The 16,258-nt window shown below is 65.2% G+C and carries 13 protein-coding genes and 1 other RNA gene; 9 read left to right on the top strand and 5 right to left on the bottom strand.

Going from position 1 to position 16,258, the window contains the following annotated elements; all coding sequences use genetic code 11:
• The first annotated feature begins 33 nt into the window (after window positions 1–33).
• Window positions 34–519 carry a nickel-responsive transcriptional regulator NikR gene (gene nikR, locus QX048_RS23495; RefSeq protein ID WP_315825285.1) on the top strand — a complete coding sequence of 162 codons (486 nt, stop codon included), beginning with the start codon at window positions 34–36 and terminating at the stop codon, window positions 517–519.
• Between the two features lie 445 nt (window positions 520–964).
• On the opposite strand, the gene QX048_RS23490 is transcribed toward nikR, so the two are convergent.
• The 3 genes from QX048_RS23490 to QX048_RS23480 all read right to left on the bottom strand — a co-directional run bounded on the left by QX048_RS23490 (window position 965) and on the right by QX048_RS23480 (window position 3,992).
• Window positions 965–1,714 carry a hypothetical protein gene (locus tag QX048_RS23490; protein ID WP_315825284.1) on the bottom strand — a complete coding sequence of 250 codons (750 nt, stop codon included), beginning with the start codon at window positions 1,712–1,714 and terminating at the stop codon, window positions 965–967.
• A 312-nt stretch (window positions 1,715–2,026) separates the two neighbouring features.
• A complete protein-coding gene (locus QX048_RS23485; RefSeq protein WP_316159281.1) occupies window positions 2,027–2,602 on the bottom strand; it encodes a hypothetical protein in 576 nt (191 codons plus the stop codon).
• A 751-nt stretch (window positions 2,603–3,353) separates the two neighbouring features.
• Window positions 3,354–3,992, bottom strand: a complete 639-nt coding sequence (locus tag QX048_RS23480) for a TetR/AcrR family transcriptional regulator (RefSeq protein WP_315752415.1) — start codon at window positions 3,990–3,992, stop codon at window positions 3,354–3,356.
• A 194-nt stretch (window positions 3,993–4,186) separates the two neighbouring features.
• Here QX048_RS23480 and QX048_RS23475 point away from each other — a divergent pair, with 194 nt between their 5' ends.
• The 3 genes from QX048_RS23475 to QX048_RS23465 all read left to right on the top strand — a co-directional run bounded on the left by QX048_RS23475 (window position 4,187) and on the right by QX048_RS23465 (window position 9,396).
• The gene (locus tag QX048_RS23475; protein ID WP_315825282.1) at window positions 4,187–5,515 is read left to right on the top strand and encodes an HlyD family secretion protein; all 1,329 of its coding nucleotides are present in this window, start codon (window positions 4,187–4,189) and stop codon (window positions 5,513–5,515) included.
• 199 nt (window positions 5,516–5,714) lie between these two features.
• Complete coding sequence (locus QX048_RS23470) at window positions 5,715–7,304, top strand: DHA2 family efflux MFS transporter permease subunit (RefSeq protein WP_315825281.1); 1,590 nt, start codon at window positions 5,715–5,717, stop codon at window positions 7,302–7,304.
• 274 nt (window positions 7,305–7,578) lie between these two features.
• Complete coding sequence (locus tag QX048_RS23465; protein WP_315752418.1) at window positions 7,579–9,396, top strand: ABC transporter ATP-binding protein; 1,818 nt, start codon at window positions 7,579–7,581, stop codon at window positions 9,394–9,396.
• A gap of 47 nt (window positions 9,397–9,443) precedes the next feature.
• On the opposite strand, the gene rnpB is transcribed toward QX048_RS23465, so the two are convergent.
• Window positions 9,444–9,885: RNase P RNA component class A (gene rnpB / locus QX048_RS23460), an RNA gene on the bottom strand.
• A gap of 139 nt (window positions 9,886–10,024) precedes the next feature.
• On the opposite strand from rnpB, the gene QX048_RS23455 reads away from it, so the two are divergent.
• Both QX048_RS23455 and QX048_RS23450 read left to right on the top strand, forming a co-directional pair.
• A complete protein-coding gene (locus QX048_RS23455; RefSeq protein ID WP_315713448.1) occupies window positions 10,025–10,378 on the top strand; it encodes a YciI family protein in 354 nt (117 codons plus the stop codon).
• Between the two features lie 34 nt (window positions 10,379–10,412).
• Complete coding sequence (locus tag QX048_RS23450; protein ID WP_315825280.1) at window positions 10,413–11,657, top strand: RNA polymerase sigma factor; 1,245 nt, start codon at window positions 10,413–10,415, stop codon at window positions 11,655–11,657.
• A 4-nt stretch (window positions 11,658–11,661) separates the two neighbouring features.
• On the opposite strand, the gene QX048_RS23445 is transcribed toward QX048_RS23450, so the two are convergent.
• The gene (locus QX048_RS23445; RefSeq protein WP_315713446.1) at window positions 11,662–12,513 is read right to left on the bottom strand and encodes an N-acetylmuramoyl-L-alanine amidase; all 852 of its coding nucleotides are present in this window, start codon (window positions 12,511–12,513) and stop codon (window positions 11,662–11,664) included.
• A 555-nt stretch (window positions 12,514–13,068) separates the two neighbouring features.
• Here QX048_RS23445 and rsmH point away from each other — a divergent pair.
• Genes rsmH through QX048_RS23430 form a run of 3 tightly spaced genes read left to right on the top strand, consistent with a single transcriptional unit; the run spans window position 13,069 to window position 16,205 of the window.
• Window positions 13,069–14,064, top strand: coding sequence for a 16S rRNA (cytosine(1402)-N(4))-methyltransferase RsmH (rsmH, locus tag QX048_RS23440; protein ID WP_316165941.1), 996 nt, complete (start codon window positions 13,069–13,071; stop codon window positions 14,062–14,064).
• Window positions 14,065–14,067: 3 nt separating this feature from the next.
• Window positions 14,068–14,460, top strand: coding sequence for a hypothetical protein (locus QX048_RS23435; RefSeq protein WP_315713444.1), 393 nt, complete (start codon window positions 14,068–14,070; stop codon window positions 14,458–14,460).
• Complete coding sequence (locus QX048_RS23430) at window positions 14,457–16,205, top strand: penicillin-binding protein 2 (RefSeq protein WP_315752422.1); 1,749 nt, start codon at window positions 14,457–14,459, stop codon at window positions 16,203–16,205. Before QX048_RS23435 ends, QX048_RS23430 begins: the two co-directional genes overlap by 4 nt.
• The last annotated feature ends 53 nt before the right edge of the window (window positions 16,206–16,258 follow it).

The following is a 16,258-nucleotide window of genomic DNA, read 5'->3' as shown; positions in this document are numbered from 1 at the left end:
AGGCGCTTGCCGCGCAGCTCAGGGAGACGGGACATGCAGCGCCTGACGATCACGATCGACGACGATCTGCTCGCCGAGGTCGACGCCTTCATGGCCCGGCGCGGCTACGACAACCGCTCGGAGGCGTTTCGCGATCTGCTGCGCAGCGGCCTCGAAACGGTTGACGCCGGCGCCAGCGACAGCCGCCATTGCATCGCGACGCTGAGCTACGTCTACGATCACGCTGCGCGCGAACTGCCGAAGCGCCTGACGCAGGAGGCGCACGACCATTCCGGTCTCGCCCAGGCGACCCTGCACGTCCACATCGACCAGGAGAGCTGCCTCGAGGTCACCGTGCTCAAGGGCGAGCGCCGCGAGGTCAAGGCCTTCGCCGACCACGTCATCGCCGAACGCGGCGTCCGCCACGGCCACGTCGCGATGATGCCGGTCGAGGCGGCGCAAGGCCATGGGCACGCGCATAGCCATAGTCACAGCCACAGCCATTCGCATTCCCACAGCACGAAGAGCGGGAAGAGGTAACACGGAAGACGATAGGGCACGCCGCCTGCCAAATCCTCCGTCCTCATAACCCGCGCAGCGGGATATCCAGTACGTCGCGGCCTCTCTATGGGATCATCGCCGTCTCGGCGTACTGGATCGCCCGGTCGAGGCCGGGCGATGACAGCAAGTGTGTGGCGCGATAGCTGCCCCGATCGTCATTGCGAGGAGCGCAGCGACGAAGCAATCCAGACCTTTCGTGCCGCCCCTGTGTCGCTTCGCTGACGCTCGCAATGACGACAGGGTAGGGTGGGCAAAGGCGCGCCCGCGATGTCAATGATCAGACGCGATGCGCCGCGCGCCGTGCCCACCATTCCGCAATCTCCTGCGCGGAGCGATGGCGGGCACGCGACCGTCCTGCAGGCGGCTGCTCTGCCTGCCCTACAACTCCTGCATTCGCGCCCGCGCCCGTTGACCCGGTCGAGCCTCAGAAGGGAAGCAGATCTTTTCCGAATCTGGCTATGAAATCCCGCACATCGCTGCGAGCTGAATGCCGATCGAGACCGGGAAAGCCTGCCCAACGGAATGCAAGGCGCAAATAGTCGAGGAACGGCAATCCATGTCGCTCGTCAGAGAACAACGGGTCGGCACCGAGAAATGGCACCAGGACGCAATATGGACTGCCTCCGCTGATGTTTGCCTTGTGCAGATAGTCCGGTGCCAAGACGATACTCAGCTGATGCTCGTGATCTCGTTCCGTGTCTGCCTTCTGATAAATCCATTCATCGAACAGATCCGTAACGATGGAGGGCGCATCTATGCATAGGGCGTCGTGTTCCTCAGACGGCAAATCAAACCCAAGATCCGGCGGACGATCCTCGGATCTGTAGTCCCACACCCAGTTGATTCCACCAACGACACGCCAGAATGCCAGAAGGGTTGGTGGAATCGGTGCTCCGGACATCTCGACAATGCGAGAGAAAACCGCCTCGTCGCTCGATTTCGGTGGTGTCCGAAGACCCTGATCTTGAGATGATAGGACCTGCCAGCCAATGGCCTGCAATCGCGAGGCGACGAGGTCGGCGTTTTGGACGACCCGTTGCATGGTCGCATCGGCGATCTCCATCACTTCCTCGCGGAACTCACCTTCAATACTTGGGTAGGTGCGAATTTCTCGCCAAACCTGATCGAACTCACCCGCCCGATATCGCTTCAACAGAGTCCCGTCGCGTCGCATGTTCCGGTAGCTCCTGCAAACTCTCACCCAAGTCAATCGTCACCGCATGATATGACACGTCGGCTGATTGTTGCACGGCTTGTCTTCCGCCTTTGGCCCATCTCGGGCTCGAGGCTCCGGCCGCAGATACGGCGCCGTTGCATCATCACCCGCGGCTGCGGCCGGTGATGACAATGGTACGAGCTGCCGCAGGTACTTTGGCAGCGGCGGGGAAGGTTTAATCCTGAAGCGCGTCAACTGGTGCATTCACGACAGAAGATATTCCGCCGCTGTTGCGACCAGAATCCCATTTTGTCCCGAAGCGGACATTGTTCATCGCGGCCTTATCGAACGAAACGCAATCCATCTCGCCGCCGACGATCTTTCGAGCCAAACCTTCATACGCTCGCTTACCCAATGGAGCGTATGCTCACGAGCGATGTCCGTGCCCGGATGTCGATCTGCGCGGAAGGAATGTGTGCCCTGGACCTGCAATTCGGGCGTAGGCCGGACGGCGAGAGCCCACAACCGAGGCATCTGCGCCAGAAGAGTGGGGTCGTGGGGGCATCCCAAAATGTAGTCCTCTGGTTCGCCTGTCTCGGGATACGACATCGGCTCATTGGTGTCCGTGCTCCAAGTCTGCCAATCGAGGCGGACGACTTTCCCATACTGAGTCTGCTCGAAGTCAAAGCCAGTCAACTGGCTGCGTTCAAGGTCACGTCGAAATTCGTCGGTGACGATGATGAAGCCGAATGGCTGGGTCATCGGCGGCACATATGGGCCAGTGCGCAAGATGCGGATGATCGGCGGCCCGACGCACTCGGTCGCTTCAACGAGGCCGTTCAAAAGAATATCGCCGTAGTCACCCCAGGGAGATCCGACGGATTCCATAGCGAAGAACTTTGACATGGTAGGCCCAGGATGCGCGGCTGCCGAGCTTCGATTGCCCCAATCCGCAACCGCTTGCAAGGTCGGCTCGCGACCCTTCTCGGACGCTAGGCTCCTTCCGCGGATACGGCGCCGAGGTATCGTCGCCCGCTGCTGCTGCGGTCGCGCGCGGTTAAAGCCGGCTGCGCGCAGAATTCGATTTCGTTTGCCCGATCAAACTGATTTGCCCTGTCCAGTCCCTCGCGCAAAAATTTTGATCTTCCATTTTTCCGAATTTCATGGTTGTCTACCGCCATCCCGCCTCGATCGAAGAGGGACGTTTCGCGGTCGTCACGAGCGTTGGAGGCGGGGAGCGGTGGCCTGTCGGCGCGCAGCGCGCTGAAATCGCGAGCGGACGAACGCGACCGGCAGGACGGTGAAGTCGTATGGTCCTGGCGCCCCGATGCTGGCGTCAAGTTGGCGACGATGCCCGGCGCATCGCGCTGATGACGGTGGCTAACAAGCCCGGACACCGGGGAGACTACGTATAAATCGTAAGCCCATCGCGCAGGGAGGGCCGGGTGATCTCGGCTGAACCTGTGGTACCTGCCGCCTGCATTTTTTTGAGCAGGCGGGCCACGGGCGCGGCCAGCGCCCGGCCTTCCCTGCACCCTCCGATCGATTCGAGGGTGATCCGGACGCCAAGCTCGGACGTCATCCGTCGCGAGAAGGAAAGCGCATGCCCGATGCTGGTGAGAACAGAGCCGCAGATGCCGCCATCCGCGGCCCGTCCTCAGTTCTTGACGCCATAGTGGGCGAGGAACATGCCTACGGCGCTGGCGATGACCTTGTGAACGCGGTCGGGCGAGGGGGCCGGCTCGGCCTGGAAGATGAAGGGCAGGAACAGCGTGGCCTGGCACATCTGCTGGAATTGCGAGGCCGCCAGATGGCAGTCGTCGATGGCGAGCTCGCCGGCGTCGACACGGGCCTGCAGATAGGCCGCCAGCCGGCTGATCGTGCCGTTGAGCACGCACTCGTAGTAGCGGCGGCCGACGTCCGGCATCCGCTCGGCGATCGCCATTACGGTACGGATCGCCGATCCGCCGCCCGGCCGGCAGACCACCGCGATCCAGGCCTTGCCGAACTCGCTGAGCACGGTCGCGGCATCGCGATCCGGGTCGAAGCTGAAATTCGAGGCGCCCCGATGCACGCTCTCCTCTTCGACGATCGCCTCGAACAGGCGGAATTTGTCGGCGAAGTAGACGTACAGCGTGCCCTTGGAGACGCCGGCGACGCGCGCGATCTCGCCCATGCTGGCGCCGTCGAAGCCCATGTCCATGAACACCTTGCGGGCGCCCTCGAGGATTTGCCGACGCTTCGAGGAATCGTCGTCCGTCGTCGCCTGGGTGGTGTTTTGGTACGGCTCAATCATTGGTTTAGGCTGTTCCCGAAGATTTGGCCGGTGCCAACGTCACAAAAGCATCTGCGCGGATATGTTGCGGTAGCGAAGATATAGATTGACCGAACGGTTCGGTCAATGATAGATGTGGATTGACCGAACGGTTCGGTCGGGATTTTCGATTTTCGGGGCCTGAGCGGCCCCGCTGTCATGGGTGGGAGTCTCTGATGGCCGCTGCGAGAGATCAGGCTGTGCGGGCGCGCCGTCCGGACGCTGAGGAAACGCTGGAACAGACGAGGTCTGAGCCGGTCCGGCCGCAGGCCAGCGACGCGGCACAGCGCAAGCCGGTTGATGCCAAGCCGGCTGACCCGAAGGCCGACGTCAGCACCGAGGCGCCGCTTGAACGGCCGGCGCCGGCCGGCGCTCCCACGGGCGCGAAGCCGCAAGCCGCGCCCGCCGCCGCTCCGAAATCCGGCAAACGCAAGCGCGTGCTGGCGGGCATCGGCGTACTGCTCGCGCTCGCCGCCGCCGGCTATGCCACGCACTATTATCTGGTCGGCCGCTTCATGGTCTCGACCGACGATTCCTACGTCCGCGCCAACAACACCATGCTGGGCGCGCGCGTCTCCGGGCACATCCAGGAGATCGTGCCGCGGGACAATTCGGTGGTTCGCAAGGGCGACGTGATCTTCCGCATCGACGACGGCGACTACAAGATCGCGGTCGACGCCGCCCGCACCAAGATCGCCACGCAGGAGGCGACGATCGCGCGCATCGGTCGCCAGGTCGCCGCACAGCAGAGTGCCGCCGAGCAGGCGCAGGCCAATCTCACCTCATCCGAAGCCGCGATGAAGCGCGCCGGGCTCGACTATGAGCGCCAGCAGGCGCTGAGCAGCAAGGGTTTTGCCTCGCATGCGACCTTCGAGCAGTCGGAAGCCGCGCGCGACCAGGGCATGGCGGCGGTCCGCGCCGCCCGTGCCGCGTACGACGCCGCGCGCGACAATGTCGAGGTGACGAAGGCGCAGCAGGTCGAGGCCCAGGCGCAGCTCGCCGAGCTGAAGACATCGCTTGCAAAGGCCGAGCGCGATCTCGAATTCGCCACCGTGCGCGCGCCGGTCGACGGCACCTTCTCCAACCGTCTCGTCAACACCGGCGACTTCGTCGCGGTCGGCCAGCGGCTCGGCAACGTCGTGCCGCTCGACGACGTCTTCATCGACGCGAACTTCAAGGAAACCCAGCTCAGGCGCATCCGTCCGGGCCAGCTGGTCACGATCAAGGTCGACGCCTATGGCGCACGCGGCTTCAAGGGCGTGGTCGACAGCATCTCGCCGGCCGCGGGCTCGGTGTTCACCCTGCTGCCGCCGGACAACGCCACCGGGAACTTCACCAAGATCGTGCAGCGCCTGCCCGTGCGCATCCGCGTGCCGAAGGAGGTGGCGCGGCAAAACCTGCTGCGCGCCGGCATGTCGGTCTACGTCACCGTCGACACCACCGACGCCAAGGATGCCGACACCGAAGCCGACATTGACGCATCGGCGACGGTGCAGGGGAAGTAGTTAGTGAATGATGCGATCGCGTTGGCTTTCGCGTCATCGGCAGTGAACTCCCTCCCCCCTTGTGGGGGAGGGTTGGGGTGGGGGGTCTCCGCGCGAGACCGCCGTTGGGGACCCCCACCCCCGACCCCTCCCTGCAAGGGGGAGGGGAGTGCACCGAAGATGCCGCGGCGGTCGTGCTCTCTCGACAGCGAACAACACCATGGCCACCGCAACGACAGCCAATCCCAGCATGAGCGCGCCGGCGGCGCCGGCCGATCGCATCGCGCCGCGGCGGCTGTTTGCTTTCCTGATCATGGTGTTCGGCATGTTCATGGCGATCCTGGACATCCAGATCGTCTCGGCGTCGCTGAGCGAGATCCAGGCCGGACTGTCGGCGAGCTCCAGCGAAGTGTCGTGGGTGCAGACGGCCTATCTGATCGCCGAGGTGATCGCGATTCCCTTGTCCGGCTTCCTGTCGCGCGCGCTCGGCACGCGGCTGTTGTTCGCGATTTCGGCGGCCGGCTTCACCATCTCGAGCTTCCTGTGCGGCTTCGCCTCGTCGATCGAGCAGATGATCGTGTGGCGCGCGCTGCAGGGCTTCCTCGGCGCCGGCATGATTCCGACCGTGTTCGCCTCGGCCTACACGGTGTTCCCGCGCACCAAATTCCACATCGTCGGTCCGATCATCGGCCTGGTCGCGACGCTGGCGCCGACGGTGGGTCCCACGGTCGGCGGCTACATCACCGACGCGATGTCGTGGCACTGGCTGTTCTTCGTCAACATCGTGCCGGGCATCGTCATCACGACAGGCGTGCTGGCGCTGGTGGATTTCGACGAGCCGCATTTCGAGCTGCTCGACCGCTTCGACTGGTGGGGCCTGCTGTTCATGGCCGGCTTCCTCGGCTCGCTGGAATATGTGCTGGAGGAGGGGCCGCAATATGAGTGGCTGCAGGACACGTCGGTCGCGATCTTCGCCGCGATCTGCGCGGTGTCGGCGGTCGCCTTCTTCTGGCGGGTGCTGACGGCCGACGAGCCGATCGTCGACCTCTTCGCTTTCGGCAACCGCAACTTCGCGGTCGGCTGCCTCCTGCAGTTCTGCATCGGCATCGGCCTCTACGGCCTGACCTACATCTATCCGCGCTATCTCGCTGAAGTTCGCGGCTACAGCGCCCTGATGATCGGCGAGACGATGTTCGTCTCCGGCGTCACCATGTTCCTGATGGCGCCGGTGGTCGGCCGCCTGATGCTGAAGATCGACATGCGCCTGATGATCGCGTTCGGCCTCGTGATCTTCGCGATCGGCTCCTACCAGATGACCGGCATCACCCGCGACTACGACTTCTGGGAGCTTTTCCTGCCGCAAGTGCTGCGCGGCGTCGGCATGATGTTCGCGATGGTGCCGACCAACAACATCGCGCTCGGCACCCTAGCGCCGGACCGGGTCAAGAATGCATCCGGCCTGTTCAACCTGATGCGCAATCTCGGCGGCGCCGTCGGCCTCGCCGTCATCAACCAGGTGCTGAACGACCGCACCGACCTGCACATTTCCCGCCTCCACGAGCGCGTCAACTGGGGCAATGCCACCGCGGTCGAGACCCTCAACATGCTGCAGCAGAAGCTGCAGGGCATGGGCGACTCGGCGCTGATGGCGATGAAGCAGCTGTCGCAGATCGTGCATCGCCAGGCCGTCGTGATGGGCTATGGCGATGCGTTCTTCATGCTGACCTGCTTCTACATCGCGCTCAGCTTCATGGTGATGCTGCTCAACAAGCCGAGCTCGCCGATGGCGGGCGGCGGCGACGCACATTGACGTGAGCGGCTCCTGCGCGTGCCGCGGGTTGCCAAATCATACCGTCGATGGTATGGAACAAGAATTGTTGCTCGAACCGGGGAGATTTGCATGACCACATCGCATCTGCAGATCGCATGCACCCGCTCGATGCCTGTTCTGGTGTTCGGCCGCTCGCTTTGAGCACCATCGCTTAACTTCCCAACGCCTGAGTTACTCATCCGCAGACCGCGCGCCGCGTCGCGTCTGCACTATTTGGAGCCGGCTGGCGCTGCGAGCGCGGCCGGATGATGCCATGACCGTCGACGTCTCCGGCCTGAAGGCCGACAAGCGTCCCGCCGCGATCCGCGTCGTGATCCCGTTCGTGACCCGCCACTGGCTGAAGCAGCCACGCATGACGCTCGGCATTGCGTGCGCGCTGCTGGGCGCCACCGCTGCCGATCTGTTCATGCCGCTGTTCTCCGGCCGGCTGGTCGATGCGCTCACCCTGGGCCCAGGCAATGCCGATGCACGGCACAGCGCGCTGGTGGCGTTCGCCGCCATCGTAGCCCTTGGCTTCGCCTCGATCGTGCTGCGATTGTCGGGCCTGCAACTGATCGTGCCGTTCACCCTGCGTATCATGTCCGACGTGGCGCGCGACGCATTCGTACGCGTGCAGCGCTTCTCGACCGACTGGCACGCCAACAGCTTCGCCGGCTCCACGGTGCGCAAGATCACCCGGGGCATGTGGGCGCTCGACCTCTACAACGACACCATCCTGCTGGCGCTGCTGCCGTCGCTCTCGGTGTTGCTGGGCTCGATGGTGCTGCTCGGCCTGCACTGGGGCGCGCTGGGCGGCGTGATCGCCGTCGGGGCGGCGCTCTATGTCGCGATGACGGTCGTGTTCTCGACCCGCTACATCGCCCCGGCCGCACGGATCTCCAACGCCTGGGATACCAAGGTCGGCGGCACGCTGGCGGACGCGCTGAGCTGCAATGCGGTGGTCAAGTCGTTCGGGGCGGAAGCCCGCGAGGACGGCCGGCTGATGCGCGTCGTCAGCCGTTGGAGCCGTCGCGTCAACCGAACCTGGCTGCGCTACAACACGACGGCGGCCGTGCAGCTCGGCGTGCTGCTGTGCCTGCGCTCCTCGGTGATCGGCGGCGCCGTGCTGCTGTGGATGGCGGGCAAGGCCTCGCCAGGCGACGTCACCTATGTGCTGACGAGCTACTACGTCATCCATGCGTATCTGCGTGACGTCGGCATGCATATCAACAACCTGCAGCGCGCGGTCAACGACATGGACGAGCTGGTGGCGATCCACAGCGAGCCGATCGGCATCATCGATGCCAAGGACGCCAGGCCGATCGCGGTGACCGGTGGGCACATCGTGTTCGATGCGGTGACGTTTCATTATGGCGGCCATCGCACCCCGCTGTATGACCGGCTCTCGGTGGACATCCGGCCGGGCGAGCGGATCGGCCTCGTCGGGCGCTCCGGCTCCGGCAAGACGACCTTCGTCAAGCTGGTGCAGCGGCTCTACGACGTTGGCGGCGGCCGCATCCTCATCGACGGGCAGGACATCGCGCATGCCACGCAGGACTCGCTGCGCAGCCAGATCGCGATCGTGCAGCAGGAGCCGATCCTGTTCCACCGCTCGCTGGCCGAGAACATCGCCTATGGCCGTCCTGGCGCCAGCCAGGCCGAGATCGAGCAGGCGGCGCGGCTCGCCAACGCGCATGAGTTCATCACGCGCCTGCCCAAGGGCTACGGCACGCTGGTCGGCGAGCGCGGCGTCAAGCTGTCGGGCGGCGAGCGGCAGCGGGTCGCGCTGGCGCGGGCGTTCCTGGCGGACGCGCGGGTGCTGATCCTGGACGAGGCGACCTCGAGCCTCGATTCGGAATCCGAGGCGCTGATCCAGGAGGCGATGGAGCGGCTGATGAAGGGCAGGACGGCGATCGTGATCGCGCATCGGCTGGCGACCGTCCGCAGCCTCGATCGCATCCTGGTGTTCGACCGCGGCCGTATCGTCGAGCAGGGCAGCCACGCCACGCTGGTTGGCAGACCCGGCGGACTCTATCGCAGCCTGTTCGAGCGCCAGGCCACCGAGTTCGGCCAGCTCTCGGCCGCCGGTTGACAAAAATGGTGAGGGGCCCGGCGCTGCTGCGCCGAGCCCCTCATGAACATATCAGCCGGCCTGTAAGCCGGGTTCTGTAGGGCACCGTGATGCTTGCGCATGACGATACGTGACGGCCATTCCTCTGGGATCGCGCTTGCGCGCGACCTCGGGCAACCTACCCGGACGGCGAGCCTGACATCGCTCCCGCGGACGTCATCGCCTTGGCATCATCTGCCTTGGCGATTGTCTCCGCGTGGCCGTCCCTATTCGGTTTTGCTCCCGGTGGGGTTTACCATGCCGGTTCCGTTGCCGGCCCCGCGGTGCGCTCTTACCGCACCTTTTCACCCTTACTCGCCTCCCTCGCGGGAGGAAGCGGTTCGTTCTCTGTGGCACTATCCCTGGGGTCGCCCCCGCCGGACGTTATCCGGCACCGCATGTCGATGGAGCCCGGACTTTCCTCCCCGGCGGCCTTTCGGCGCCTGCCGGAGCGGCCGTCCGGCCGACTGACGCAGCTTGAATGGGGCTTCCCGGCCATCAGGTCAAGCCATCGCTGCGCCTGCAAAAATATTATCCTGGGCGTGTCGTTACGTGAGCGCGCCATTCGACTGGATGTCGGCGATCCGGCCGAAACAAGGGAGCAAGTTCGATGCAATATCTGTTGATGATCTACCAGAACGAAGTCGACTACGCGAAGATGGAGAAGGAGGCCGAGGGCAAGATGCTGGCGGAGTACCAGACCTTCACCCAGTCGATCATCTCGAGCGGCAATTACAAGGGCGGCGACCGGCTGCAGCCGACGACGACGTCGACGACCGTGCGGGTGCGCGACGGCAAGATCCTCACTACCGACGGTCCGTTCGCCGAGACCCGCGAGCAGCTCGGCGGCTACTACATGATCGAGGCCAAGAATCTCGACGAGGCGATCGGGATTGCCGCGCGGATTCCCGGCGCCCGTTTTGGCTCGATCGAGGTGCGGCCGGTCTGGCAATATAATCATTGAGACCGGTGCGGCTCGCGGCCGAGAAGGGTCACCGATGACGCCTGATGCGATCGACAAGGTGTTCCGCGATGAGGCCGGCCGCGCACTCGCGACCTTGATCCGGCTCGTCGGTGACTTCGATCTGGCCGAGGACGTGCTGCAGGATGCGTTCGCTGCGGCGCTGCTCAAATGGCGGGGGTCCGACGCCCCCGCCAACCCGCGGGCGTGGCTGGTCAATGTCGCCCGCAACAAGGCGATCGACCGGATCCGGCGGCGGAGCAATTTTCGCGACAAGGAGGCGGAGATCGTTCACGCCATCGAGCGTGATGCCGCCAACGACGACGCCGACGCGCCGGCCGATCTCGACGACGACATGCTGCGGCTGATCTTCACCTGCTGCCATCCGTCGTTCGCGCCGGAGGTCCAGGTGGCGCTGACGCTGCGCACGGTCTGCGGCCTCACCACCGCCGAGGTCGCCCGCGCACTTGTCACCGGCGAGGAGGCGATGGCGCAGCGCCTGGTGCGCGCCAAGCAGAAGATCCGCCTCGCCGGCATTCCCTACGAGGTGCCGGGACGCGATGCGCTCGAGGAGCGGCTGCGCGGCGTCCTGACCGTGATCTATCTGGTGTTCACCGAGGGCTATCTCGCGACCTCAGGCACCGAGCTGATTCGCGAGGATCTCGCGCGCGAGGCGATCCGGCTGGGTCGCCTGCTGCTTGGCTTGATGCCGGAGGCGCGCGACATCAAGGGCCTGCTCGCGTTGATGCTGCTGCACGATGCGCGGCGCGCCGGCCGTACCAATGCGGCGGGCGACATCGTCCTGCTGGAGGAGCAGGACCGCTCGCTGTGGAATCGTGAGCAGATCGCCGAAGGGCTTGGGCTGGTCGAACAGGCCCTGGGCATGAAGGGGCTCCCGCAGCCCTATACGGTCCAGGCCGCGATTGCCGCGCTTCATGCTCAGGCCGCCAGCTACGCTGAAACGGATTGGCGGCAGATCGTGGGGCTCTACGAGGTTCTGCTGCGGATCGCGCCATCGCCTGTGATCGAGCTCAATCATGCGGCCGCTGTCTCGATGGTCGACGGCCCGGCGCGGGCGCTGGCACTGGTCGATGCGCTGGCCGCGCGCGGCGGATTGAAGCAGTACGATCTGCTGCCGGCGGTGCGGGCAGACCTTCTGCGGCGGCTCGGTCGGCGCGATGAGGCGCGCGCCGCCTACCGCGAGGCGAGCGCAGCCACGCAGCTCGCGCCGCTCAAGCGTCTCTATGCACGGCGGCTCGGTGAGCTCGATGTGGAGCCCTGACGTGTCAGACGCGCGGCGCCTGATCCTCGGCCGGCAGGCTCGTCAGCAGCGCATGCAACGTCCACAAGGTCGAGCGGTCGGCGATACCGTCGATCTTTTCGGGGCGGAAGTGCCGCTGGAACGCGGTGACGACGTCCATGGTGATGCCGTCGAATTTACCCGTGATCGGCACGCCATAGCCGTATTTGGCGAGCGCCTTCTGCAAGCCCTTGACGTCGTCGCCGATGCTGCCGAGCTTCAGCGTCTCGCCCTTGGTGATCGCCGCCGGCTGCACCCAGTGGCCCACCCCCGAATTCGCCAGCGAATGCCATGGGAATTTCTCACCCGGATCCTTCTTGCGCGCGGGTGCCACGTCGGAATGCCCGAGCACGCGATGCGCCGGGACATTGCGGCGGAGCATGATGCCCCGGCACAGCGCGATGACCGCCGCGATCTGCCGCGGTGGGAAATCCGGATAGCCCCAATCGTGGCCGCGATTGACGATCTCTATGCCGATCGAGCAGGAATTGATGTCCTCCTCGCCGTCCCATGACGAGAGACCCGCGTGCCAAGCGCGCAAGGCCTCCGGCACGCACTGGACGATGCGTCCGTCCTCGAGCACGACGTAATGCGCGGAGACCTCGCTGCCGGCGGTGCACAGCTTGGTGATCGCCCCTTCGACATCCGGCATGCCGGTGTAATGAAGAATGATCATGTCCGGCTGGCGCCCACCCTTGCGCTCGCCGAAATTGGCCGACGGGATCACGTCGGAGGCAACCGACGAGTCCGGCGTGAAGACCGGCAGGTTGGAAACGCCTTTGGGGATCTGCAGCGCACGAGGACGCTTCGATTCCGGCTTGTCGGAGGGACTTGGCATGAACGACTCGAAGCGGACGGCGGCGGCGGTGGCTCAAACCGGATATGGGCAGGCACTACTCTTTTACATGACCCAGCCGCAATCGAAATCGCATGCGAGCCCTCGCTATTGAGCGGACCGTTGTATCGCGATCGCCGGTCCGCCGAACGGCACGGCGGCGAGCAGGACGAAAGGTCTACCGGGCAGCTCCGCCTCGCGGTCCAAGTGCCCAACATCCGCCACAGACCATCAACGGTTTGTTAACGCTAAACGCCGTTACTGAGTGGTGAAGAGCCAAGCCGGCTTTCGGGACGGCAAGCCGCCACGATGCAAGGTCCTGCACGGCAGATCACGATCGAAAGCGGTTCCGGGGCGCTCCGGCGCCGCGCGATCGCTGTCGGATCGAGGATCTCGACATGGCCGGATCGTGCTGCTGATGTCGTGACGGCGCGACGGATGACGGAGCGTCCCGGGAGATGGCTTGGCGAATTGACGGGGCGCGAGGATCGAGGGCGCGATGGGCTCGCTGCCAACCAAAGTCAGTCTGAAGCAACGGCGCGCGTGCGGAGCGGCCGGGTGAGCACGGCTGACCAGCGACACATCCCGGTGCTCGGCCCCGAAGCGGTCGAGATGCTGGCGCCACGCGGCGGCGGAACCTACGTCGATGCGACCTTTGGCGCCGGTGGCTATACGCGCCTGATCCTGGCAACGGCGGGAACACACGTCATCGGGATCGATCGCGACAGCACCGCAATCGCCGGCGGCGCAGGTCTCCTCACTGAGGCGGGCGGTCGCCTGACGCTGGTCGAGAACCGTTTCTCGGCATTGGCCGACATCTGTGCATCGCGAGGCCTTGCGCATGTCGATGGCATCGTGATGGATGTCGGCGTTTCCTCGATGCAGCTCGACTCCGCCGCGCGCGGCTTCTCGTTCAGGTTCGACGGCCCGCTCGACATGCGGATGGGCGGCACGGGACCGACGGCCGCCGATGTCGTCGCCAACGCTGCCGAGCGCGCTTTGGCCGACGTCATCTACATCTTTGGCGAAGAGCGGCACTCCCGCGCCGTGGCGCGGGCCATCGTCGCCGCGCGCAAGGAACAGCCGATCACGACGACGCGGCAACTCGCCGACATCGTCGCGCGCGTGGTGAGATCCAAGCCTGGCGACATCCATCCGGCGACGCGCACGTTCCAGGCGCTGCGGATTCTCGTCAATGAGGAGCTGGACGAGCTCGAACAGGCGCTGTCGGCAGCGGAGCGCGTGCTGGCGCCGGGCGGCCGGCTGGCGGTCGTCTCGTTCCATTCGCTCGAGGACCGCATCGTCAAGACGTTCCTCGCCGAGCGCAGCAGGACCGGCGGCGGCTCGCGCCATCTGCCCGAGATCGCGCAGGAGGCACCGAGCTTCCAGTTGCTCAACCGCAAGCCGGTCGTGGCCGCGGAGGCTGAGACCGAAGCCAATCCGCGGGCGCGGTCCGCCAAGCTGCGCGGTGCCGAGCGCACGGCGGCGCCGGCGCACGCTTCGGCATCCTCGTCGCCCTGGCCGCGGCTGGCCGATGTCCTGCGAGGAGGGTGACCGATGCGCCTCCTGCATCTCGTCGTGATCTGCTCGCTGATCTTCGCGGCGGCCTATGTCTATCGCATCAAGATGGACTCCACGGCGCGGGTCGAGCGCGTGCTGCAATTGCGCGCCGAGATCCGCGAGCAGCGCGAGGCCATCGCAGTGTTGCGCGCGGAATGGGCCAAGCTCGACGCGCCGCTGCGGCTGCAAGGGCTGGTCGAGCGGCATCTGCCGCTGAAGCCGCTCAACGCCACACAATACGACAGCCTGAAGAATCTGCCGGAGCGGCCGCCGCGATTTGCGCGACCGGACAATCCGGATCCGATCGGATCGATGATCGATGCGATCGACGCGATCAACGAAGAGCCCCCCGTGACCGGGTCGGTGCGTCGCCCGGAGGATCAGCAATGACCGATCAGCTTCGGCCCGACGTCAAGCCGCAGGAACCCTGGCGGCAACGTCTGGTGCGCACGCTGCTGTATGGGCGCGATGTCGATCGGACTGCCAAGGCGCGCGCGCGAGTCGGCCTCGCGATCATTGCCTTTGCTGCCGTCTACGCGGTCATCGGCGGCCGCCTCGTGATGTTCGCGATCGGCTCGGATGGTCCGAGCGCGCGGCGCGCCGCGCAGCAGGACGCCATCGCCACCGCGCGCCCCGATATCGTCGACCGCAACGGCGCCGTTCTCGCCACCGACGTGAAGACGCCGAGCCTGTTCGCCGAGCCGCGTCGCCTCATCGACAAGGACGAGGCAATCGAGCTTCTGACGGCGACATTGCCGGATCTCGATACGGGCGAGGTCCGCGACCGACTGCTGTCACGCAAGGGTTTCGTCTGGTTGAAGCGCGAGATGACGCCGAAGCAGCAGCAGGACATTCATCGCCTCGGCCTGCCGGGCATCGGCTTCCTGCGCGAGAACAAGCGCGTCTATCCGACCGGCAACGAGGTGGCCCATCTGATCGGCCTGGTGAACATCGACAACCAGGGCATCGCCGGCATGGAGAAGTGGCTCGACAATCAGGGCCTTGCCGACCTGCATCGCGCCGGCTTCGCCACCGATCGCCTGCAGCGCCCAATCGAGCTCTCGGTCGATCTGCGCGTCGAGCACGCGCTGCGCGACGAACTGCTCAAGGCCAAGGACAAGTTCAAGGCCAAGGCAGCTTCCGGTCTCGTCGTCAATGTCAGGACAGGCGAGATCATCGCCATGGTGTCGCTGCCGGATTTTGATCCCAACAACCCGAAGGAAGCGCACGATCCCGACCGGATCAACCGCCTGACCACGGGCGTGTACGAGATGGGCTCGACCTTCAAGGCGTTCACCCTGGCAATGGCGCTCGACACCGGCAAATATGATCTCAATTCGCTGTGGGATGCACGCGGGCCGCTGCACTACGGCAAGTTCGCGATTCATGACGACGAGCCGAAGGGCCGCTTCCTCAACATGAAGGAAGTGTTCTACTTCTCGTCCAACGTCGGCGCCGCCAGGATCGCGTTGACGCAGGGCGTGGAAGCGCACAAGGCGTTCCTGCGCAAGATGGGCCAGTTCGACCGGTTGCGCACCGAGCTGCCTGAGAGCGCCTCGCCGATCCTGCCCAAGCGCTGGGGCGAATTGAACACGGTCACGATCGCGTTCGGTCACGGCATGGCGGTGGCGCCGCTGCAGGGTGTGATGGGCGTCAGTGCGCTAGTCAATGGCGGCTATCTGATCCCGCCGACTTTCATGAAGCGCACCGAGGCAGAGGCGATGCAGGTCGCCAAGCGCGTGATCAAGCCGGAGACCTCGGAGAAGATGCGGTATCTGATGCGTCTGAACGCCGAGGTCGGCACCGCGCGCAAGGCCGACGTGAAGGGCTACTACATCGGCGGCAAGACCGGCACCGCCGAGAAGGTGATCAACGGCCGCTACGCCAAGAAGAAGGTGCTGACCCTCTTCACCGCCGTGATCCCGGCGGACAAGCCAAAATACCAGCTCCTGATCATGCTGGACGAGCCGCAGCCGCTGAAGGAAACCTATGGCTTCATCACCTCGGGCTGGAACGCGGTGCCGACCGCTGGCAACGTGATCTCCCGGATCGGGCCGCTGCTGGGAATTGAGCCCCGTTTCGACCTCCCGCCGTCCGACCGCCAAATTCTTGCGGCATCGCGGCTGACACAGTAAGCCGTCGTCGAATCGCAGGCTTTGGAGCTGCCGCCATCCCGGGCGGGGCCAGG

It is taken from the genome of Bradyrhizobium sp. SZCCHNS30572 (genome assembly GCF_032484415.1).
In the GTDB taxonomy this organism is placed as follows: domain Bacteria; phylum Pseudomonadota; class Alphaproteobacteria; order Rhizobiales; family Xanthobacteraceae; genus Bradyrhizobium.
The sequence above is the reverse complement of the archived record's forward strand: the minus strand, read 5'-3'. Positions and strand labels throughout refer to the sequence as shown.